Raw genomic sequence first — 20,960 nt, 5'->3', positions numbered from 1 at the left:
GCAGTCTCCTCTGCAATAATGCCGCCGCATTCAGCGTTGACACCGGGGCCGCCGTGATGCGGCCCGCGAGTCGCCCCCGGCGCGGATATGCCCCAGAACCCCGGTCGGATCATCCGACGACAACCAGGAACGGACCGTAGATGGCCACTGATTACGACGCCCCGCGCAAGAACGACGACGACTCGAACGACGACTCCATCGAGGAGCTGAAGGGTCGGCGGAACGAGGCCGCCACCCCGACCGTGGACGAGGACGAGGCCGAGGCCGCGGACTCCTACGAGCTCCCGGGTGCGGATCTCTCCGGCGAGGAGCTGTCGGTCCGGGTCCTGCCCCGACAGGCGGACGAGTTCACCTGCGCCAGCTGCTTCCTCGTCAAGCACCGCAGCCAGATCGACCACGTCGAGGGCACCCTCATCATCTGCAAGGAGTGCGCGGCGGCCTGATCCCGCGAGCAGAGCGCACGAGGCAGGACGACAGCAGCGGCATCGCACCCGGTGGGGGTGCGGTGCCGCTGCTGCTCTGTGCAAGGGGGTCGTGCTGCGTGCAAGGGGTCGTGCTGCGCCGGCGTACGGCCGAGCCGGGGTTCCGTCGAGCCCGCGTCCCGTCGACCCTGCGGTCAGTCCGCGAGGTCCTGGTCCCCGCGCTGCTGCAGCGCCTTCGCGGTGCGCAGGGCGAGGGCGAGATCCTCCGGACGGCGGGTCGAGGCGACCCAGGCCGTGGTGGGATCCTCCGGATCCAGCACCTCGACCCGCAGACCGGTGCGCGTCCAGCCGCGCACGCAGTGGTGGGCCAGGGGCTCGAAGTCCTGCCCGATGGTCAGCGCCCACTCCTCGCCGGCGAGGGCCACGGGCTCTCCCAGCAGCTCCACCTCGATCTGTGCGCGGGAGAGCCGGAAGCGTCCGTCCGAGACCTCGATCACGGGCGAGTACTGCACGAGCACGACGAGCAGCACGATGATCGCGACCGCCGCGACGATGATCGCGGCCGCCAGGTTCAGCGGCACGAGGATCAGGCCGAGGGCGGCGCCCACCACCACCGCCACGATCCAGGCGCCCGGCCCGGGGAGCAGGCGCTCGTGGAAGAGCGGAGTGCTCGGGGCGGCTCCGGCGGAGGCGCCCTGGGCGGCGTGGTCTGCGGTGTGATCGGCTGCTGCGGACATGCCCTCATCGTCTCACGCACCGCCTGGGGGTCGGCGCGGCCGGTGCTGCGGCCGCCGTCTCCGAGGCGCCTGGATCCGCACCGCCCGGCGCGGCATACTCTGGGGCCATGCCTGTCGATCACACTGACACCCTGCCGGAGGGCGAGGCGGCGACCTCCGCTCCCGACGCTCCCACGCTCCGGGTCCTCCGCAGCGACGCCGTGCCCACGCCGCATCGCGCCCACCCCGACGACGCCGGCCTGGATCTCGCCAGTGCCGAGGACGTCGTGATCCCGGCCGGCGGCCGGGCGCTGGTGGACACCGGTCTCGCCCTCGCGCTCCCTCCGGGGACGGTGGGGATGGTGTGCCCGCGGTCGGGCCTCGCCGCCCGCCACGGGGTCACCGTGCTCAACGGTCCCGGTATCGTGGATGCCGGCTACCGGGGGCCGATCAAGGTCGCCCTGCACAACACCGACCTGTCGGAGCCCTTCGCCCTGCATGTCGGGGACCGCATCGCCCAGCTCGTGGTGGTGCCTTTCCTCGCCCCGCAGCTCGTCGAGGTGGACACCCTGGACGAGACCGCGCGAGCAGCCGGAGGCTTCGGCTCCAGCGGCGGATTCGGCTCGGGCGACGCCCCGACCGGTGCCCACGAGACCACGGAGGGATGACCATGGGACTGTTCTCCCGCAGGAAGCAGCGCGACGCCGAGCAGGCGGACGCAGCCTCGACCACCGACGAGCACGACGACGCCACGGCGGACTCCGACGGGCTCCTCGACCAGGAGGTCGAGGAGACGCAGGACGCGACCGATGAGGACGGTGCCGACGAGGACGTGACCGAGTCGGACGACGAGCCGGACGTCGAGGAGGAGGCGCCCCGAGGGGAGCACCTCGAGGACGGCCCCTTCGACGAGGCGGATGCGCCGGAGGAGGATCGCATCGATCTCGGCGGGCTCCAGGTCCCCACCATCGACGGCCTGGAGCTGCGGATGGAGATCGACCAGCGCAGCAGCGCGGTCACCGGTGCGAACCTCGTGCTGGGCGGCTCCTCGCTCCAGGTCCAGGCGTTCGCGGCGCCGAAGACCCGGGGGCTGTGGGAGGACGTGCGGCGCTCCCTGCGCGACTCCGTCGTCTCCCAGGGCGGCACCGCGGAGACGCGTCCCGGCGTGTTCGGCACCGAGCTGATCACCCGTCTGCCCGTGAAGCGCGCCGACGGCCGCACCGGATATCGGCCGGCGCGGTTCATCGGGATCGACGGGCGGCGCTGGTTCCTGCGGGCGATCCTGACCGGCAAGGCGCTGAGCGACCCCGAGCAGTCGAAGAGCTTCGAGACGCTCATCTCGCGACTGGTCGTGGTGCGCGGCACCGGGGCGATGGCCCCGCAGGAGCTGATCCCGCTGCACCTCCCCGGTGAGCGACCCGGGCTCGATCAGATCCGGTCCGGTCCGCTCGACCCGCTGGCCCGCGGGCCCGAGATCACCGAGATCGGATGAGCCCCGCCCCGGAGGATCCGACCCCTGGGCAGGACGCCGCCGACGTCCCGGACGCCACCGACGTCCCGGACGCCGCCGCGCCCGGAGCCTCGCAGCACGCCCCGACCGACGACCGGAACCGGCGCGGCGGTCTCGGTGCCGTCCTCCAGGAGGAGGAGTTCTCGGTCGCCGACGCGATCGGCGGGCCGCGCGGCATCCTCGAATCGGTGCTACCCACTCTGCTCTTCGTCGTGCTCTTCGTCACCACCCGCTCCGTGATGGTCGCCGCAGTGGCCGCGACGGCCGTTGTGGTGGTGCTCCTCATCGCGCGCATCGTGCAGCGCCAGAGCGTCAGCACGGTGCTCGGCGGACTCTTCGGCGCGGCTCTCGGCGCGGTGCTCGCGATCCGCTCGGGGGAGGGGTCGGACTTCTACTGGCCCGGCATCGTCACCAATGCCGTCTCCCTGGTGGTGCTGCTGGTCTCGCTGCTGGTGCGCCGCCCGCTGGTGGGACTGATGGTGGGCCTGCTGGATCCGCGGGTGAAGGACTGGGCCTCGGACCGCGACGCCCGGCGTGTGTACACGCGGGCCACGCTGCTGTTCGTCGGCCTCTACGCCGCCAAGCTCGCCGTCCAGCTCCCGCTGCTCCTGACAGGGCAGGTCGCCGCGCTGGGCGCCGCGAAGATCGCCATGGGCCTCCCGGCCTTCGCGGTCATCGTCTATCTGGTCTGGATGATGCACCGCGGTCTGCTCGCGCGGAGGGAGCGGGGCTGAGCACGACCACGACCTCCGCCCGCGGAGCGCGCAGCGCGTGCCCGCGGATGGTCCACGGAATGAGACAATGAGAGGGACGGCCCTCGTGAGCAGATCTCTGCCGCCTGTCGCCGCCGTCCCTACGAGAAGCCACGGTCCGGGTCACCCCCGACCCGGGCGGGAAGAGAGTGTCCGATGAGCACGGATGCCGAACGCGTGCCGAGCGAGACCGCCCTCGGCGATCGCCTCCTCACCCTGACCGTCGGCCCGCCGGCCGCCGGCGGCACCTTCGTGGCCCGTCATGAGGGGAGGGTCGTGTTCGTCCGCGGCGCCGCCCCCGGCGAGACCGTCACCGCCCGGCTGCTCGAGGACCCGCAGGAGAAGGCCGAGGCGCGCTTCTGGCGCGCCGAGGCGCTCGACGTGCTCGAGGCCGGCGTGGACCGTGTGCCGTCGGTCTGGGAGCAGGCCGGGGTCGACGGCGTCGGCGGCGCGGAGTGGGCGCACATCGCCCTGCCCGCGCAGCGCCGGATCGCCAGCGAGGTGATGCAGGAGCTCCTCCGCCGCGCCGGGGTGAGCAGCTTCCCCATCGAGCAGGTGCAGGTCGAGCCCGCGCCCCACGACGCCGAAGGTCTGCACTGGCGCACCCGGGTCCGCTACGCCGTCGATGCGGAGGGGAACGTGGGCATGCGAGGCTGGCGCTCCCATGCGGTGCGCCCGGTGGGCGAGGACCCGCTGTCCGCCCAGAGCATCCGCGACCTCCGCCTGGGGGAGTGGACCGCTCCGGAGGGCACCGAGGCGATCGACGCCGTCGCCCCGTCGGCCGGCCCCGCCTCGGTGGTGCTGATCGGTCGCGATCTGGATCCTGACTCCGTGGAGATCCCCGAGTCCTGGGGCGATGCGGATGTCGCCGTGCGCACGGCGCGCGAGCTGGTCGCCCTGCGGGGCGAAGGGACCGTGCACGAGCGGGTCGGGGAGCGGATGTTCGTGGTCGGGGCGACCGGCTTCTGGCAGTCGCACCGCCGCGCCGCCGAGCTGCTGACCGAGGTCGTGGAGACGACCCTGCGCGCGCCCCGAGGCGGCAGCGCCTGGGATCTCTACGGCGGGGTGGGGCTGTTCTCCGCCGTGGCCGCGGTGCAGGTGGGCCGTGACGGCTCCGTGGTCTCCGTCGAGGGCAACCGTCGTGCCTCGCACCTCGCCGCCGAGAACCTGGAGGACCTCGGGCAGGTCTCCACCGCGACGGCGGATGTGACCGACTGGGTCCGGGCCCGGCGCGGCGGCGTGGACGTCGTCGTGCTCGATCCGCCGCGCAGCGGCGCCGGCGCCGAGCTGATGGGGCTCCTGGCGAAGGCCGTGCGCCAGCGGATCGTGTACGTCTCCTGCGAGCCCTCGACCCTCGCCCGCGACCTCGCCGTGATCGAGAAGAAGGGATGGAAGGTCGTGGACCTGCGGGCCTTCGACCTCTTCCCCCATACCCACCACATCGAGTCCGTCGCGGTGCTGGAGCGCGCGGAGGGCTGATCGCCACCGATCGGAGGTTGCCGACGGTCGGTGGCCGACCTCTGGTCGGCAACCGCGTCGGCGACGCGCCGCCCGGCACCTGACAGCCTGTCAGGATCCGTGCGCCTCGCGTGGTACTATTTATCTTGACTTCAAGATACCTGTCGGGATCTCCCGACCGACCCTCCCGACCACCGGTGCGGACCACTTCCGTCGCGCGGTGGGCGTTCGCCTGCTGACTGCGGTGGACGCGCCTACGATGGAGGGGTCACCTCAACACCAAAGGAGTTCGCCTGATGAGCACTGTCGACTCATTCGCCGCGAAACAGGATCTCTCCGTCGGCGGGACCGACTACGAGATCTACGCGCTCGACGCCGTGGAGGGCGCCGACAAGCTTCCCTACAGCCTCAAGGTCCTGCTGGAGAACCTGCTGCGCACCGAGGACGGTGCGAACATCACCGCCGACCACGTGCGCGCCCTGGCGCAGTGGGATCCCGCGGCCGATCCGTCGGTCGAGATCCAGTTCACCCCGGGCCGCGTGATCATGCAGGACTTCACCGGCGTGCCCTGCGTGGTCGACCTCGCCACCATGCGCGAGGCCATGCAGGAGCTCGGCGGCGATCCTGAGAAGATCAACCCGTTGGCCCCCGCCGAGATGGTCATCGACCACTCGGTGATGATCGACGTGGCCGGCCGCCTCGACGCGCTCGAGAAGAACATGGAGCTCGAGTACGAGCGCAACCGCGAGCGCTACCAGTTCCTGCGCTGGGGCCAGACCGCCTTCGACGACTTCAAGGTCGTCCCCCCGGGCACCGGCATCGTCCACCAGGTCAACATCGAGTACCTGGCCCGCACCGTCATGACCCGCGAGGTCGATGGCGCGCTGCGTGCATACCCGGACTCCTGCGTCGGCACCGACTCGCACACCACCATGGTCAACGGCCTGGGCGTGCTGGGCTGGGGCGTGGGCGGCATCGAGGCCGAGGCCGCGATGCTCGGCCAGCCGGTCTCCATGCTCATCCCGCGCGTGGTCGGCTTCAAGCTCACCGGCGAGATCCCGCCGGCGGCCACCGCGACCGACGTCGTGCTCACCATCACCGAGATGCTCCGTGCGCATGGCGTGGTCGGCAAGTTCGTCGAGTTCTACGGCGAGGGCGTCACCCAGGTGCCGCTCGCGAACCGCGCCACCATCGGCAACATGAGCCCCGAGTTCGGCTCCACCTGCGCGATCTTCCCGATCGACGAGGTGACCGTGGACTACATGCGCCTCACCGGCCGCTCCGAGGAGCAGCTCGCCCTCGTGGAGTCCTACGCCAAGCGCCAGGGCCTGTGGCACGACCCGTCCAAGGAGGCCGCGTACTCGGAGTACCTCGAGCTGGACCTCTCCACCGTGGTGCCCTCGATCGCCGGCCCGAAGCGTCCCCAGGACCGCATCGTGCTCTCCGAGGCCAAGGAGTCCTTCCGCGAGGTGCTGCCCTCCTACGCCACCGGCGAGCAGGTCCCCGGCAACGGGGACGGCTCGTTCCCGGCGTCGGACCCCTCCACCCCCGACTCCGACAACGAGTCCGGCGGCGCCGAGCCCGTGCATCAGCATGTCGTGGGCCGCGCCTCGAACCCGATCCAGGTCGCAGGCAAGGACTTCTCGATCGACCACGGCATCGTCTCGATCGCCTCGATCACCTCCTGCACCAACACCTCGAACCCGTCGGTGATGATGGCCGCCGGTCTGCTCGCGCAGAACGCGGTGGACAAGGGCCTCGTCGCCAAGCCGTGGGTGAAGACCTCCATGGCCCCCGGCTCGCAGGTCGTCACGAACTACTACACCAAGGCGGGCCTCTGGCCGGCTCTGGAGTCGCTCGGCTTCCACCTGGTCGGCTACGGCTGCACCACCTGCATCGGCAACTCCGGCCCGCTGGACTCGGAGATCTCCGACGCGATCGCGGAGAAGGACCTCGCCGTCACCGCGGTGCTCTCGGGCAACCGCAACTTCGAGGGCCGCATCAACCCCGACGTCAAGATGAACTACCTGGCCTCCCCGCCGCTGGTCATCGCCTACGCGCTCGCGGGCACCATGGACTTCGACTTCGAGAACGACGCCCTCGGGCAGGACGAGGACGGCAACGACGTCTACCTGCGCGACATCTGGCCGAACCCCACCGAGGTCGAGAAGGTCATCGCGGAGTCCATCTCCCAGGAGATGTTCACCGAGGACTACAAGGACGTCTTCACCGGCGATGAGCGCTGGCGGAGCCTGGAGACCCCCGAGGGCGCGACCTTCGAGTGGGAGGACGAGTCCACCTACGTGCGCAAGCCCCCGTACTTCGAGGGCATGGGCCTGACCCCGGAGCCGGTCGGCGACATCGCCGGCGCCCGCGTGCTGGTCAAGGTCGGCGACTCGACCACGACCGACCACATCTCGCCCGCCGGTGCGATCAAGCTGGACTCCCCGGCCGGTCGCTACCTGCAGGAGAACGGGGTCTCGCGCAAGGACTTCAACTCCTACGGCTCGCGCCGCGGCAACCACGAGATCATGATCCGCGGCACCTTCGCGAACATCCGGATCAAGAACCAGCTGCTCGACGGCGTCGAGGGCGGGTACACGAAGAACTTCCTGACCGGTGAGCAGGAGTTCATCTACGACGCCGCGCAGGCCTACGCCGAGCAGGACATCCCGCTGGTGGTCCTCGCCGGCAAGGAGTACGGCACCGGGTCCTCCCGTGACTGGGCCGCCAAGGGCACCAAGCTCCTCGGCGTCCAGGTCGTCATCGCCGAGAGCTTCGAGCGCATCCACCGCTCGAACCTGATCGGCATGGGCGTGCTGCCGCTGCAGTACCCCGAGGGCCAGAACGCCGAGTCCCTGGGCCTGGACGGCACGGAGACCTTCTCCGTGACCGGCGTGACGGCGCTCAACGAGGGCACCACGCCGAAGACCGTCGCGGTCGTGGCGACCAAGGAGGACGGCACCGAGGTGTCCTTCGACGCGGTCGTCCGCATCGACACCCCCGGCGAGGCGGAGTACTTCCGCAACGGCGGCATCCTGCAGTACGTGCTGCGGTCGCTGGTCGCCGCCTGAGCAGATCTGCTCGGGCATGAGGCGAGCGAGCTGCTGACACGCTCCCACCTCTTCGGCGCGCCCCGTCAGGCTTCGGCCTGATGGCGCGCGCCGGCCTTCGTTCCCGATGAGGATGATCCTTCGGCGGCGGATGGCGGCCTCGCCGCCGGGGATCGAGTCGCCTGCTCTGCGCTACTCGGCGAGGCGCACGAGGTGCTTGCCGTAGTTGGCACCGCTGAGCAGCCCGCTCAGCGCTGAGGGCGCCGCTTCGAGGCCGTCGACGACTGTCTGCTCCACGGGGACGGTCCTGTCGGCGACGAGCGGCGTCATGAACGCCTCGTATCGCTCCCGTTCGTCCAGGTGATGGCGGACCAGGAAGCCGTGCAGCGAGATCTCCCGGTGCACCAGGTCGAACAGGTTCCGGGGTGCGATCGGAGGAGTGGAGACGGTGTAGCCGGAGATGCCGCCGACCCAGGAGATGCGCCCTCCCACGGCCATCGCGCCGATGACGGCCTCCAGCTGGTCTCCGCCGACACCGTCCAGGGCGAGCTGGACGTCGCGGCCGGCGAGCTCGTCCGCCAGCACGGTGTCGCGGTAGACGATCACCTCGTCGAAGGGGCCGCTGAGGAGCCGTTCCGCCTTGGCGCGGCTGCCGGTGACTCCGATGATCGTCGAGGCGCCCAGCGCTCTGGCGATGTGCCCTGCGGCGGTTCCCACCCCGCCGCCAGCGGCGGTGATCAGCACCGACTCGCCCGCTTCGAGGCCACCGATCGTCGTGAGACCGACCCAGGCGCTCAGCCCGGTGCCTCCCAGGATCCCGAGGTGAGCCTCGAGCGGAACCCCCGCCTCCGGGCGGATGACCCGTGCCTTGGCGGTGACCGCGTGCGTCCGCAGCCCGTCGCGGTGGAGGACCACGTCGCCGACGTGGATCCCGGGATCCCGCGAGTCGAGCACACGGCCCAGGGCTCGCCCCTCCAGCGGCGCGCCGAGGGCGACGGTGTCGAACACCTGGCGATGGTAGGGGTCGACGGAGACCCAGAGGTTCTCCACGACCACCTCGCCCTCGCCGGGAGCGGCCAGCGGGACCTCGACGATCTCGAAGTCCTGCGGCACGGACGGCCCATGGGGCCTGCGGGCGAGACGGAGCTGATGGGAACGCGTGGACATGGGGCCTCCTCGGGTGGAGCCCCAGTCTCGGCGGGCGGGCCGCACCGAGCTCGGATTCGGCCACCGCCGAATCCAGCGATCAGGACGCCTCCGGGAAGAGCACCTCGCGTCCGAGATCGGTCAACGAGTAGACGACCGAGCGTCCTTCGCGCTGCGCGACGCCCAGCCGGGCGTCCGTCAGCGTGCTCAGATGCTCGCTCACCGTCGCCGGCGCGACGCCGAGCGCATGAGCGAGCTCCGTCGTCGTCGCCGGCGTCGAGATCGCGGCGGCCACTCTGGCTCGGCCCGCGCCGAGCAGCCGCTCCACGGCGGGGGAGAGAGCCCCCTCGGTCGGATCGCCCCACAGAGTCGCGAAGCCCCGCACTCCGTAGGCGATGGCGGGTTGGAACGGTGCGTTCGACATGACATGCACGTGGGGCCATGCGAAAGCCGATGGGGTCAGGACGACGCCGTCCTCCGCCGGAGTGGGCCCGAAGCTCGTGTCGCAGGCCCCCGCGATGTCGAGCGACGCTCCGGTCCAGGTCACGCCCGGATGCAGGTCGTCGAGCATTGCGCCCTGCCCTCCTTCGGCGGCAGCGATCGCGTGGCGTGCGACATCAGTCCGTGCCAGTCTCCGGAAGGCCGACCAGTGCGGGGCGATCGCCCCGCTCCAGAAGTCGGTGATGACGTCGGCGATCTCCTCCCGCGCACGGTCGTGATCATCCCTCAGGGCTCGGATCCAGTCGTCCGTGCCGTGATGCGCTCGGTCGAGGCGGAGGAGATCACGTGCCAGCAGCTCATCCGACAGCCCCTGCAGATGAGCTCGCGCATCGGCGATGCCCGGCTGGTCGCCGCCCGGCAGGACGCTGAAGATGTCGGGCACGAAGTCGCGACCTGCGGTCAGGGACAGCAGCCGACTCAGCGTCGCCGCGTCGACCTGACGTCGTGACCGCTCGGCCCAGCGCCGGAAGAGCGCGCCCGGGTCGGAACGGCGCAGCACCAGCGCGGCAAGGCCGACCTCCCACAGCGGCGCCACCGCGAACCTCACGCGGGACACCTGCGCTGCATCCAGCTCGATCATCACCACAGCATTGATGGTAGACGTGGGGAGGACGGGGGACGCGGAGCAGGGCCGCGCCTCGTCATCCGTCCTGGGCGGGCGGTCGTGCGATGCCGTGGCGGTGCGCCCACACGGCGACCTGGACGCGGTCGCGCAGGGCGAGCTTCGTGAGCACGCGCCCGACATGCGTCTTGACGGTGGCTTCGGACAGATGCACGATACCGGCGATCTCCAGGTTGCTGAGGCCGTCGGCGATGAGCCGGACGATCTCGAGCTCCCGTCGCGTGAGCCTGTCGGCGGCCGGGGGGAGGATGTGGGTGGTCCCGGCCGGAGGATGGGCGAGCAGCCGTTCGACGACGTGGGCCGTGATGGCGGGGGAGAGCACGGCGTCCCCCCGCGCGGCGGCCCGGATCGACGCGGTGAGCTCGGCGATCGGCGCATCCTTGACGAGGAATCCGCAGGCTCCCGCGGCGAGGGCGGCGTGCACCAGCTCGTCCGCGTCGAACGTGGTCAGCACGAGCACGCGCGCATCCGGATGGGCCGCGAGGATCCGCCGCGTGGCATCGAGGCCGTCCGAGCCGGGCATCCTGATGTCCATGAGGATCACCTCCGGATGGTGGAGGTCGGCGGCGCGGACGGCCTCGGCACCGTCGGCGGCCTCGCCCACGACCGTCATGCCCTCCTGGGCATCGACGGTCGCGACGATCCCGGCGCGGACGAGGTCCTGATCGTCGGCGACGAGCACACGGATCATGACACTCCTCCCGGCGACGCGGGGCGCTCCTCGAGGACTGGGGCGAGCGGAACCGACGCGGTCACGGTGTATCCGTGCGAGCGATTCACCGTGAGCGAGCCGCCGACGGCGTCGAGGCGCTCCGTCATCCCGCGCAGGCCCAGTCCGGCCCCGGCGCTCCTGCGCGGAGCGCTCGGGACGGCATTGTGCAGGACCACCGTGAGACGATCCTCGGCCCAGTGCTGTTCCCAGTCGAGCGGGCCGTCGCCATGGCGCAGCGCATTGGTGAGGCCTTCCTGCACGACTCGATGAATCGCCGTCTCCGTCGCGGGATCGAGGGGGCGCGGCACGCCGGTGGTGCGTCGCCGGATGCGGAGCCCGAGCTCCTGCATGCGCCGGGACAGGGCGTCGAGATCCGCGAGCGCGAGGGCCGGCCGCAGGTCGGTGCCCGGAGCGCCGTCCCGAACGGTGCGCAGGGTCCTGCGGAGGTCGTCCAAGGAATCGTGCGCCGTCTCCTCGATGACGTCCAGGGTTGCGGTGGGGTCATTCTGGGCGAAGCGAGCCACTCGCGTCTGGTGGACGATCACGGTGAGCGAGTGGGCCAGCACATCGTGGAGATCCCGCGAGATGCGCGCGCGCTCGGCGGCGGCGGCGGCCTCGTCGCGATGGATCCGCCCGAGGTGCTCCAGCTCGCGCCGGGCCGCCTCTGCGCGCGCTGCCCGCAGCTCGGAGCGCCGGAGCAGTCCCAGCACGATTGCGACGGCGCAGACGGCCAGCAGCAGGGTCGCCAGCAGCCACGGCGCGGGGCCGAACGAGCTGTGTGCGACGGATGGATCGACGGCGTAGCGGACCGAGGCCGCGATCGGGCCGATCACGCCGATGGCGACCGCAGCCCGGCGGTCGCCGCGCGCAGCCGCCGCATGCAGACCGACGAGCAGCAGGAGCGACGAGGGGAGCAGGACGAACAGCCCGGTCACGGCGGCCTGCGCAGCGAGGGCGGCGGCGAGCAGCAGCAAAGCGGTGGTGGCGGACCGACGGAGCGTCAGCAGGGACGCGTGGGCGGCCACCGCGGCGAGCGAGATCGTGAGTCCACCCGTGACCGGGAGCGAGGTGAGTGCGATGAGGATCGTCGCGGGGAGGAGCAGGATCGCGGACCCCGCGACGAGCAGGAGGAATCCGCTGCGGTGCATCACGCCGCCCTCTGTCGCCCTGGCCTGCTGCTCATCCAACGCCACTGCCCGCCTCTTCGCGTCGTCCTCCCGGCCCTCGTGCCGGGCGGGCCTCCCCGCACAGCACAGTAGCCGCAGCGAGTGCCAGGCCGAGCAGCAGCCACGTGCTGTAGACCGCGGTCACGAGGATGATGCGGCCGGAGTCCCCGAACGCGATCGGTGACGCGGCGAGGCCGGTCACCTGCGCCAGGATGCCGAACACCATCAGGCCGCCCATGCTTAGCAGGGCGAAAGCCCCGAGCCATCCCGCGATGAGGAGGGGAACGCGGGCCGCGGCCGGTGCCCGCCTCGAGGTCAGTCCGATGAGCACGACGGCGGCGGTGGCGAAGGCGAGGAGCTCCATGCCGGGGAATCCCACCGCGTAGGAGCCGTCCGCGCCCTGCATCCACCACACCAGCTTGAGCAACGGGTACGGGAGGCAGAGCAGCACCCCGAGCAGGCCGACGACCCGTCGGCCCCGACCGGACGCGGAGGCTCGCGCTGACCGTGCACGGACCCTGATCCGTCGCGCGAACTGGACGGCGCTGAAGGACGCGGCGAGCGCGCATGCCCGCGCGATGGCGCCGGGGACGTCCACCTCGGCGAAGTCGCCGGCCGGGATCCCGGTCGTGGCGAAGAAGATGCGGAACCCGTCGAGCAGGACGCCGCCGGACGCGGCGAGCAGCACGCCGGCCGCGACCCACGCCGCCACCTGCGCCCACCGTCCCGGCGCTCCCGAGCCGATGAGGAGTGCGACGACGAGCAGGCCCGCACCGACCAGGCCGGTCCACACGGGCAGGAAGATCGCCGAATAGTCCGCGCCGGGTCCCATCGCCAGAGCGAGCGCTGCGGCGCCCCCGGCGAGGATCGCACCGAGGGCGGCAGCCGTCGACGCGATGCGCGACGGAGGACCGAGAGGGATCCCGCCGGGTGCAGGAGGGGTCGAGGTCGTGGTCGTCGTGTTCATGGAAGGAGCCTGCTCGCCGGCGAGGTCCGGCGGATCCTCTTCGGGTCGCGAAGGTCGCGACCTGGGTCTCGAACCGGCGCGCGGGGCTGCGAGGCGCGAGTCGCAGACGGCGGCTTTCCGCCGGAGGGTGCCGCGACGGCGCTCCGGCCAGGTCTCGGCCCGATCCACGGTGGGCATCTCGCTCACGCCCATGCTTGACATCAAGTGCCCTTGAAGAAGTGGACTCTCTCGTATGACGACGACGAGCACTTCCTCTTCAGATTCCGTGCACGACCATCAGCCTGCCCCGGTTGCCGAGATCTCCGATGCCCTCCGCCGCGTGGTGGGGGATGTCGAACGAGGCTTCACCGAGAACGATGCGGGCCTCCTCGTGCGTCATGTCGCGCCGGATGCGGTGATCGTGAACGCGCTCGGAGCGGTGCTCCGTGGGCGAGCAGCGGTCGAGGCCGCGACGCGAGCAGGCCTCTCACGGGGGCCCTTGAGCACCGCGACGGCGCACTACCGCCTGAGCGACATCGCCCTGGTCGCTCCCGATGTCGCCGTGGCGCACAAGAGCGCGTGGTCGACGGTCGAGGACGCCGACAGAGGCGCACCTCCCGAGATGAACGCGCACTACGTCTTCGTCCGTCGTGAAGGACGCTGGTGGATCCTGCGCCGTCAGAACACTCTCGTCGCTGATGCACGGTCCTGATCCGGAGGATCATGACGGGTCAGGGCCGTCCGGGACGCAGGGCGCATCGGCGACACCACACGAGGTGGGACGGGGGCGCGTCACGCACTCCTGCGCGCGGTGTCCGCACCCTCGTGCACACCGGGGCGAGGTGCCGTGAAACCCCGGTGAAGATATGCACAGATGTGACCATGCCCGCCGTCGATCCTGGTCAGGCAGACGTACTCTGGGCACGACCCGATCCCCGTCTCCAGGGAGGACCGCGCGTGTCCACCACCGAGCAGCGCACCGGCGCGCCGTCCCGTCCGGCCCCCGGTGCGTCCAGCACCCCGGCGCCGGCCGCCGACTCCGAGAAGCCGCCGGCGGAGGCCCCCATCCCCTCCGGTCCGGGTGCCCTGCGGAGGCTTCCTGCCCAGGCGCTGCCCGGGCTCGCCCGCACCCTCCGACGCCGACTGCTCGAGATCTGCTCGCGCACCGGTGGTCACCTGGGGCCGAACCTCGGCGTCGTCGAGCTGACCATCGCGCTGCACCGCGAGTTCCGTTCCCCGGCCGAGCCAATCGTCTTCGACACCGGGCACCAGGCCTACGTGCACAAGATGCTCACCGGCCGCGCGGACCTCCCCGGTCTGCGCAGCGCCGGCGGCACCTCCGGCTACCCCGATCGCCGCGAGTCCGCGCACGACCTCGTCGAGAACTCCCACGCCTCCGGGTCGATCGCGTGGGCGCACGGCCTCGACCGGGCCCACCGCCTCGCCGGGCAGAAGGGCGCTGCGGTCGCAGTGATAGGGGACGGCGCCCTCACCGGCGGCGTGGGCCTCGAGGCGCTGAACGAGCTCGCGGCAGACGTCGGCTCACGCACAGTGGTGGTGGTCAACGACAACACCCGTTCCTACGCACCCACGGTCGGCGGCCTCGCCCGGCACCTCGCCGCGCTCCGCTCCGGCGACGTGGCACCGGGCGACGACGTGTTCAGCGCCCTCGGACTCACCTACATCGGCCCCGTCGACGGACACGATCACGAGGCGCTCGCGGTCGCGATGGCGCAGGCGCGGCGCGCGGCCGAGGACCAGCAGCGCTCCGGGGTCGTGGTCCACCTGGTCACGCGAAAGGGCGCTGGGTTCGCCCGCGCGGAGTCCGACGCCGTGGACCAGTGGCACGCCACCGGACCCTTCGCCCTCGAGGGGGAGGACGGTGCCCCCGCCGCCACGGACACCTGGACCTCCCGACTGGGTGCGGCCGTTCTCGACGCCGCACGGGAGGACCAGAGGGTGGTCGCGATCAGCGCCGCGATGGTGGATCCGGTGGGCCTCACCCCCATGCAGCAGGAGATGCCCGAGAGGGTGATCGACGTCGGCATCGCCGAGCAGCTCGCCCTCGACACCGCCGCCGGGCTCTCCGCCGGTGGCCGGCGCCCGGTGGTGCCGCTGTACGCGACCTTCCTGGGGCGCGCCCACGACCAGCTGCTCCTGGACCTCGCTCTGCACCGTGAGGACGTGGTGCTCACCCTGGACCGTGCAGGGGTCACCGGGGACGACGGCCCCAGTCACCACGGCATCTGGGATCTCGGACTGGCCGCTCAGGTGCCGGGGCTGACCCTCTGGGCACCACGAGACGGAGAGCGCCTCCTGGCAGCGGTGCCCGACGCGTTCGCGACCCCGGGCCCCTCGATCGTCCGCTTCCCCAAGGGTGCCTGCCCACCGGAGATCCCCGCCGCGAGCGAGATCCCGGCCGGCGACCTCCTCGCCGGGCGCCCCGGAGTTCCGGTCGACGTGCTCCTGGTGAGCATCGGCGCGCTCGCCGGTCGGGCGATCGAGGCCGCTCGCACGATCGAGAGGGAGTGGCCCGACGTCAACGTGCTGGTGCTGGACCCTGTGCGCGCTCTGCCGCTGGGGGAGGAGCTGGTGGACCTCGCCGCCGCCGCGCGATCCGTCGTCACCCTGGAGGACGGGATCGCCGATCGCGGGATCGGCGCCGCGCTCGCGCTGCGGGTCGCGACCCGTGCGACCGTCGCCTCCCCGGCACCGCCGCTGCGCACCCTCGGCATCACGCAGGAGTTCGTCCCCCATGCCAAGCGGGATGCGATCCTTGCCGAGCAGGGCCTCGACGCCGCAGGCATCGCGGAGACCCTCCGCGGCCTGATCGCCTGACCGCGTCCGGAGTGCCGGCGGCTCAGCGCTGCGAGCTGCGCGGCGAGGGGTCGTCCGCCCGGGCGGTGAGGATGATCGGCGCACCGTCGGTGACCTGGAGCGTGTGCTCGGCATGCGCCCCGCGGGCGCCGTCGGCCGAGAGCTGGGTCCAGCCGTCGCGCTCGTCGACCACGAGCTCCGAGGTGGTCGGCACCAGGAACGGCTCGACCGTGATCAGCTGACCGGCCACCAGCTCCGCGCCGCTGCCCGGGGCGCCGTGGTTGGGCACGAAGGGCGCCTCGTGCATGGTGCGCCCCACGCCGTGCCCGCCGAAGCGGTCGTTGATCGAGTAGCCCAGCGCGTGCGCCTCGTTCATCACCGCGTGGCCGATGTCGCCCACCGTGGCGCCGGCACGGACCTGATCGATCCCGGCCCACATCACCTGCTCGGTGTGGCGGATCAGCCGGAGGTCCTCCTCGCGGGGCGTGCCCACGGTGATCGAGAGGCAGGAGTCGGCCACCCAGCCCTCGACCTCGACGGCGAAGTCGAGGGAGAGCAGGTCGCCGTCCTCGATCACGCGGTCGTACGGACGCCCGTGCAGCACGCCCTCGTTGATCGAGGTGCAGATGACGTACCCGAAGGGCGAGGCGCCGAACACCGGGTGGTAGTCGAGGTAGCAGCTGGTCGCCCCGGCCTCGCGGATCAGGCGGTGCGCCTCGGCGTCGACCTCGAGGAGGTTCCAGCCCACGTCCACGACCTCCCGCAGGTGCGAGAGGACCGAGGCGACGAACTCGCCCGCGGGGCGCGCCTGCTCGAGGGTGGGCAGCTCCTGGGCGGAGCTGCGGCGGCGACGGCCGAGGATCATCGTGCCTCCGAGGGATCGTGGTCGAGGGCCCCGCTGTCGGTCGTGGAGACCGCATCGGGACGGGCGAGCGGGTCGGTGCCGCCATCCTGCCAGGTGACCAGGCGCGATCCCACCAGGGCGATGGTGGCGGCGAACAGCGCGGCCCCGATCAGGTGCAGGAACACGATCAGCTCGGGCAGTCCGAGGAAGTACTGGATGTAGCCGATCATGCCCTGGACGAGGGTGAGGGCCACCAGGGCCCAGGCGGCGACGATCGCCTCGCGGCGGGCACGGTTGCGATGCAGCACCACCAGGAGGACGGCGAGCAGGGCGCAGAAGACGTAGACCGCCGCGGCGTGGATGCGCGAAGCCACCACCGGGTTCATCGCGATGCGGGTGACATCTCCCGCGTCCCCGGAGTGCGGGCCCGTGCCGGTGACGATCGTGCCCAGCACCAGGACCACGAAGCCCACGACGGCGAGCGGGATGTAGGCCGCCATGGCGCGGGCGGGCACGGCGAGACGCACGCGGCCGTCCCCGTCGTACAGCCGCACCAGCAGCACCATCGAGACGGCGCCCAGCAGCGGGGAGATCAGGAAGTGCGGGCTGACGACCCCCGGGTGCAGGTCGGCGAACACCACGACCATGCCGACGATCGCCTGCACGGCGGTGCCGATCAGCGGCACCCAGGCCAGTCGGCGGAAGCCGGCGCCCTTGTGCCCCAGCCAGCGCCAGGTCACCAGGAGCACGGCGATCGCGAAGATGCTCAGCACGCCGGTGAGGGTGCGGTTGCCGAACTCCACGAAGGGGTGGATGCCGGAGGCGAGGGTGAGCTCGGGGGTGAACTGCCCGGGCTCGCAGTTGGGCCAGGTCGAGCAGCCCAGACCGCTGCCGGTGAGGCGCACCGCGGCGCCCGAGAGGATGATGCCGATCTGGCTGATCAGGTTGCCCCAGAACACGACGGCCGCCAGCCGCGCCCGCCGCTGCGGGCCCCAGGAGGGGAGCCTGCCGTCGGGCAGAGTGGTGATGCGTCCGTGCCGTTCGGGCACGCGCGGGGCGGAATCGGTGGGGCGGGACATGGTCCCGATTCTAGGGAATCGTTCCGGGAGAACGCTGGGCCGCGGGGACGGATGCGACCGATCCCGCACCGTCGGGTCCAGCAACGGGGTGAGCGCCCCGGCTCAGCTGTCGGTCCAGCGGAACCAGCGCATGACGGCGAGCACGCCGGCGACGGCCCAGAGCAGCAGCACCAGGGCGGAGCCGATGCTGAAGGCACCGGAGGCGAGGCAGGCGCGCAGCAGCTCGCCGAGCGCGCCCGAGGGCAGCAGGTCCACGAGGCCCCGGAGGATCCGCGGATAGCTCGCGGCGGGGAAGGCGACGCCGCCGACGGCGACCAGCAGGACGAACAGCAGGTTCGAGACGGCGAGCACGGCCTCGGTGCGCAGGGTGCCGGCGATCAGCAGGCCCAGGGAGCCGAAGGCGACGGTTCCCGCCAGCCACACCGGGAGGGCGCCGAGGAGGCCCAGGAGATCAGGACGCCAGCCGATGATGAGGGCGATCACGCCGAGCACGAGCACCTGGAGCACGTGGGTGGCCAGGGTGGCGAGGATCTTGCCGGCGAGGTAGCCCTCCCGGCCCAGCGGAGTCGTCGCGACCCAGCGGAGCACGCCGTTGCGACGATCGAAGCCGGTGATGATCGCCTGCGAGGTGAACGAGGTGGAGATCAGGGCGGTGGCGAAGGTGGCGGCGACCGCGGTGTCGATCGACGCGACCCCGTCCAGACGCCCCAGCGGCAGCAGCCACAGCCCGATCAGCACCAGCGCCGGCAGGACGATCGCGACCGTGAGCTGCTCCCCGTTGGAGAGCAGGATCCGGGCCTCGAGGGCCGCATGGGACAGGATCCGCCGCAGCGGCGGGGCGGGGAGCGGCGCGCGGTCCGTGCGGGCCCCGTCCTCGGCGGTCGACGGTGAGGTGGTCATCGAGCTCCCTCCTCGGTCGGGGTGGGGGCCGGGGAGGTGCGGTCCTGGTCCTCGCGCCGGGATTCGTCCCTGTCCTGGGCGCGGGCCTGGTCCTCGTCCATCAGGTCCAGCAGCACGCTCTCGAGGTCGGCGGCGCCGCCCGAGGAGATCTCGAGCTGTGCGCCGTGCCGCGCCGCGGTCGCGCGGAGATCGGCCTCGAGAGCGGGGACGATCTGAGGATCCACACCGGTGGCGGTGGCCTGCACGACCACCGCTCCGTCGGCCGAGCGGTGCTCGCGGATCACCTCCTGCACGGTGCCCGAGGCCAGGACGCGACCCCGCGAGATCACGCGGACCGCGTCGGCGAGACCCACCACGTCGTCCATCAGGTGGGTGGTGAGCACCACGGCGGTCCCCGTGCGGGCGAGTCCGCGGATCAGCTCCCGGACCCGTCGGCGGATCGAGGGATCCATCCCGGCAGTCGGCTCGTCGAGGAACACCAGGTCGGGTCGGCCGATGATCGCCAGCGCGAGGGCCAGGCGCTGTCGCTGACCACCGGAGAGGCGCCGCACGAGGGTGCGGCCGAAGGTGTCGATGCCGAGGTGCTCGGCGACCTCGTCCACGTCGAGCGGCGCGGCATGCAGGCTCGCGCCGTAGCGGAGCAGCTGCAGGGCGGTGGCGCCGGAGGTGAGCCCGCCGTCCTGGATCATCACGCCCACCCGCGCCCGATGCTCGGGGGGCGAGCGCCAGGGATCGGCGCCGAGCACGCGCACGGTGCCGCCGTCGGGGCGCAGCAGGCCGGTGGCGCACGAGATGGCAGTGGTCTTGCCGGCTCCGTTGGGACCCAGCAGGGCGGTGACGGCGCCGCGCTCGGCGGTGAGGCTCAGCCCGTCGAGGGCGCGCACCGCTCCGTAGCTGAGGGTGAGGTCGTCGGCGACGAGGGCGGGGGAGTGGTCGTCCATGGCGCGCACCATCGTAGGCCGACCCGATGGGGACCGGGCGCGGGACGTGAGCGACCGATCACCGGCGATGCGGCTCATCACCTGTGAAGAGACCGACAGGCGGCGGAGCTTGGCCGCCGCGGGCGCCGTGCCGTCGGCCGTCTTCGTCAGCCGTGTCCGCCGGCATCGGCCGCCGGCGCGGGCCTCAGCGACCGGTGACCACCAGCGGGGTGTGCGCGGGGTCGACGACCTCGGCGGCCAGCGGCGGGAGCGGAGCGGTGCCGCCGGGGCCCCAGGTGTCGGTCTCGAAGCGGTCGCGGTCGTGCGGGGCCAGGAGAGGTGCGAGATCCGGGCCGAGCGGGACCACCTGGGTGGGGTTGATGTCCTCGTGCACGTAGTAGTAGTGCCGCTTGATCTGCTCGAAGTCGACGGTGTCGCCGAAGCCCGGGGTGGTGAAGAGGTCCTTGGTGTAGTTCCACAGGTTCGGCATGCTCGCCAGCAGCTGCCGGTTCGCCTTGAAGTGCCCGTGGTACACGGGGTCGAAGCGGATCAGGGTCGGGAAGAGGCGGACGTCGGCCTCGGTGATCGAGGCCCCCAGGAGATATCGGCTGCGGCCCAGCCGCTCCTCGAGCTCGTCCAGGGCCGCCCACAGCGCGCGGTACTCCTTCTCGTAGGACTCCTGCGAGCCGGCGAAGCCGGTCTTGTACACGCCGTTGTTGACGCGATGCAGCATCCACCGGTTCAGCGCGTCGATCTCCTCGCGCCGGGCCTCCGGGTAGAGGTCCGGGGCGCCCTCGCGGTGGTGCTCGGTCCACTGGGTGGCGAAGTCCAGCGTGATCTGCTGGAAGTCGTTGGTGACCACGGCGCGGCTGGGCACATCGACCACGGCCGGCACGGTGATCCCGCGCGGGTAGTCGGCGAAGCGCGCGAAGTATGCCTCCTGCAGCCGCTCGTAGCCGAGCACGGGGTCGACGCCGCCCTCGTCGAGGTCGAAGGTCCACGAGCGCCTGTCGTGCGTGGGGCCCGGCATGCCGACGCTGATGACGTCCTCCAGGCCGAGCAGGCGGCGGGAGATCAGGGTGCGGTTCGCCCAGGGGCAGGCGCGCGCGGCGATGAGCCGGTACCGATCCGCCTCCACCGGCCAGCCGTCGCGACCGTCCCGGGTGATCCGGTCGTCGATGTAGTTCATGTCGCGGTCGAAGGATTCGCCCTTGGCGACGTAGGAGCCGCGGGTGGAGTTCTCCTGGGTGGTCATCAGGTGGTCCCTTCAGGTCGGTGGCGAGTGCGACCATAGTAGTTGAAACTGGTAGCAAAAAGGAAGCAGTTCGGCCGTGCGGTCCGCACCAGATCGAGTCCGCCCTGGGCGAAAGGGCAGGTTAGGGGACCCTTGGTGCTG

20 protein-coding genes are annotated in these 20,960 nt (G+C 71.8%); 8 read left to right on the top strand and 12 right to left on the bottom strand.

Annotated features, from left to right (window positions below; genetic code table 11):
* The first annotated feature begins 140 nt into the window (after window positions 1–140).
* Complete coding sequence (locus CFK41_RS09695) at window positions 141–443, top strand: DUF4193 domain-containing protein (RefSeq protein WP_012805050.1); 303 nt, start codon at window positions 141–143, stop codon at window positions 441–443.
* 173 nt (window positions 444–616) lie between these two features.
* Here CFK41_RS09695 and CFK41_RS09690 read toward each other — a convergent pair whose 3' ends face one another.
* Complete coding sequence (locus tag CFK41_RS09690; protein ID WP_096799473.1) at window positions 617–1,159, bottom strand: DUF3093 domain-containing protein; 543 nt, start codon at window positions 1,157–1,159, stop codon at window positions 617–619.
* 107 nt (window positions 1,160–1,266) lie between these two features.
* Between CFK41_RS09690 and dut the strand changes: the two genes are divergently transcribed.
* From dut to acnA, 5 genes are all read left to right on the top strand, one after another.
* Window positions 1,267–1,806 carry a dUTP diphosphatase gene (gene dut / locus CFK41_RS09685; RefSeq protein ID WP_096799472.1) on the top strand — a complete coding sequence of 180 codons (540 nt, stop codon included), beginning with the start codon at window positions 1,267–1,269 and terminating at the stop codon, window positions 1,804–1,806.
* A complete protein-coding gene (locus CFK41_RS09680; RefSeq protein WP_227873028.1) occupies window positions 1,803–2,630 on the top strand; it encodes a DUF3710 domain-containing protein in 828 nt (275 codons plus the stop codon). The genes dut and CFK41_RS09680 overlap by 4 nt, the downstream gene beginning before the upstream one ends.
* Window positions 2,627–3,382, top strand: coding sequence for a DUF3159 domain-containing protein (locus CFK41_RS09675; RefSeq protein ID WP_096799470.1), 756 nt, complete (start codon window positions 2,627–2,629; stop codon window positions 3,380–3,382). Before CFK41_RS09680 ends, CFK41_RS09675 begins: the two co-directional genes overlap by 4 nt.
* 174 nt (window positions 3,383–3,556) lie before the next feature.
* Window positions 3,557–4,879: a class I SAM-dependent RNA methyltransferase gene (locus CFK41_RS09670; RefSeq protein WP_096799469.1), complete on the top strand. Its 1,323-nt coding sequence runs from the start codon at window positions 3,557–3,559 to the stop codon at window positions 4,877–4,879.
* 275 nt (window positions 4,880–5,154) lie between these two features.
* On the top strand, window positions 5,155–7,932 hold the full coding sequence (acnA, locus tag CFK41_RS09665) for an aconitate hydratase AcnA (protein ID WP_096799468.1): 2,778 nt from the start codon (window positions 5,155–5,157) through the stop codon (window positions 7,930–7,932).
* A 171-nt stretch (window positions 7,933–8,103) separates the two neighbouring features.
* On the opposite strand, the gene CFK41_RS09660 is transcribed toward acnA, so the two are convergent.
* From CFK41_RS09660 to CFK41_RS18235, 6 genes are all read right to left on the bottom strand, one after another.
* Window positions 8,104–9,078, bottom strand: a complete 975-nt coding sequence (locus tag CFK41_RS09660; protein WP_096799467.1) for an MDR family NADP-dependent oxidoreductase — start codon at window positions 9,076–9,078, stop codon at window positions 8,104–8,106.
* A 79-nt stretch (window positions 9,079–9,157) separates the two neighbouring features.
* The gene (locus tag CFK41_RS09655) at window positions 9,158–10,138 is read right to left on the bottom strand and encodes a helix-turn-helix domain-containing protein (RefSeq protein WP_227873294.1); all 981 of its coding nucleotides are present in this window, start codon (window positions 10,136–10,138) and stop codon (window positions 9,158–9,160) included.
* A 61-nt stretch (window positions 10,139–10,199) separates the two neighbouring features.
* Window positions 10,200–10,871 carry a response regulator gene (locus CFK41_RS09650; protein WP_096799465.1) on the bottom strand — a complete coding sequence of 224 codons (672 nt, stop codon included), beginning with the start codon at window positions 10,869–10,871 and terminating at the stop codon, window positions 10,200–10,202.
* A complete protein-coding gene (locus CFK41_RS09645) occupies window positions 10,868–12,040 on the bottom strand; it encodes a sensor histidine kinase (RefSeq protein WP_096799464.1) in 1,173 nt (390 codons plus the stop codon). Before CFK41_RS09645 ends, CFK41_RS09650 begins: the two co-directional genes overlap by 4 nt.
* Before the next feature lie 31 nt (window positions 12,041–12,071).
* The gene (locus CFK41_RS09640) at window positions 12,072–13,025 is read right to left on the bottom strand and encodes a hypothetical protein (RefSeq protein ID WP_096799463.1); all 954 of its coding nucleotides are present in this window, start codon (window positions 13,023–13,025) and stop codon (window positions 12,072–12,074) included.
* A 256-nt stretch (window positions 13,026–13,281) separates the two neighbouring features.
* Window positions 13,282–13,404, bottom strand: a complete 123-nt coding sequence (locus tag CFK41_RS18235) for a hypothetical protein (RefSeq protein ID WP_265415466.1) — start codon at window positions 13,402–13,404, stop codon at window positions 13,282–13,284.
* On the opposite strand from CFK41_RS18235, the gene CFK41_RS09635 reads away from it, so the two are divergent.
* Together CFK41_RS09635 and CFK41_RS09630 are read left to right on the top strand one after the other, a co-directional pair.
* The gene (locus tag CFK41_RS09635) at window positions 13,348–13,716 is read left to right on the top strand and encodes a YybH family protein (protein WP_227873293.1); all 369 of its coding nucleotides are present in this window, start codon (window positions 13,348–13,350) and stop codon (window positions 13,714–13,716) included. The two genes, CFK41_RS18235 and CFK41_RS09635, sit on opposite strands and share 57 nt — an antisense overlap.
* Before the next feature lie 245 nt (window positions 13,717–13,961).
* Window positions 13,962–15,842, top strand: coding sequence for a 1-deoxy-D-xylulose-5-phosphate synthase (locus CFK41_RS09630; RefSeq protein ID WP_227873027.1), 1,881 nt, complete (start codon window positions 13,962–13,964; stop codon window positions 15,840–15,842).
* Window positions 15,843–15,864: 22 nt separating this feature from the next.
* Here the strand turns inward: CFK41_RS09630 and map are convergent, their stop codons facing one another.
* From map to CFK41_RS09605, 5 genes are all read right to left on the bottom strand, one after another.
* Complete coding sequence (gene map / locus CFK41_RS09625; RefSeq protein ID WP_096799461.1) at window positions 15,865–16,686, bottom strand: type I methionyl aminopeptidase; 822 nt, start codon at window positions 16,684–16,686, stop codon at window positions 15,865–15,867.
* Window positions 16,683–17,744 (bottom strand): COX15/CtaA family protein, encoded by a 1,062-nt coding sequence (locus CFK41_RS09620; protein ID WP_151904724.1) that lies wholly within the window; start codon window positions 17,742–17,744, stop codon window positions 16,683–16,685. Before CFK41_RS09620 ends, map begins: the two co-directional genes overlap by 4 nt.
* 102 nt (window positions 17,745–17,846) lie before the next feature.
* A complete protein-coding gene (locus CFK41_RS09615) occupies window positions 17,847–18,644 on the bottom strand; it encodes an ABC transporter permease (protein WP_096799460.1) in 798 nt (265 codons plus the stop codon).
* A complete protein-coding gene (locus tag CFK41_RS09610) occupies window positions 18,641–19,585 on the bottom strand; it encodes an ABC transporter ATP-binding protein (RefSeq protein WP_227873026.1) in 945 nt (314 codons plus the stop codon). The genes CFK41_RS09615 and CFK41_RS09610 overlap by 4 nt, the downstream gene beginning before the upstream one ends.
* A gap of 184 nt (window positions 19,586–19,769) precedes the next feature.
* Window positions 19,770–20,819 carry a glutathione S-transferase family protein gene (locus CFK41_RS09605; RefSeq protein ID WP_096799459.1) on the bottom strand — a complete coding sequence of 350 codons (1,050 nt, stop codon included), beginning with the start codon at window positions 20,817–20,819 and terminating at the stop codon, window positions 19,770–19,772.
* Window positions 20,820–20,960: the final 141 nt, after the last annotated feature.

This window comes from Brachybacterium ginsengisoli, from assembly GCF_002407065.1.
Classification (GTDB): domain Bacteria; phylum Actinomycetota; class Actinomycetes; order Actinomycetales; family Dermabacteraceae; genus Brachybacterium; species Brachybacterium ginsengisoli.
Note: the sequence above shows the minus strand (reverse complement) of the source record. Positions and strands in the feature narration are given on the sequence as shown.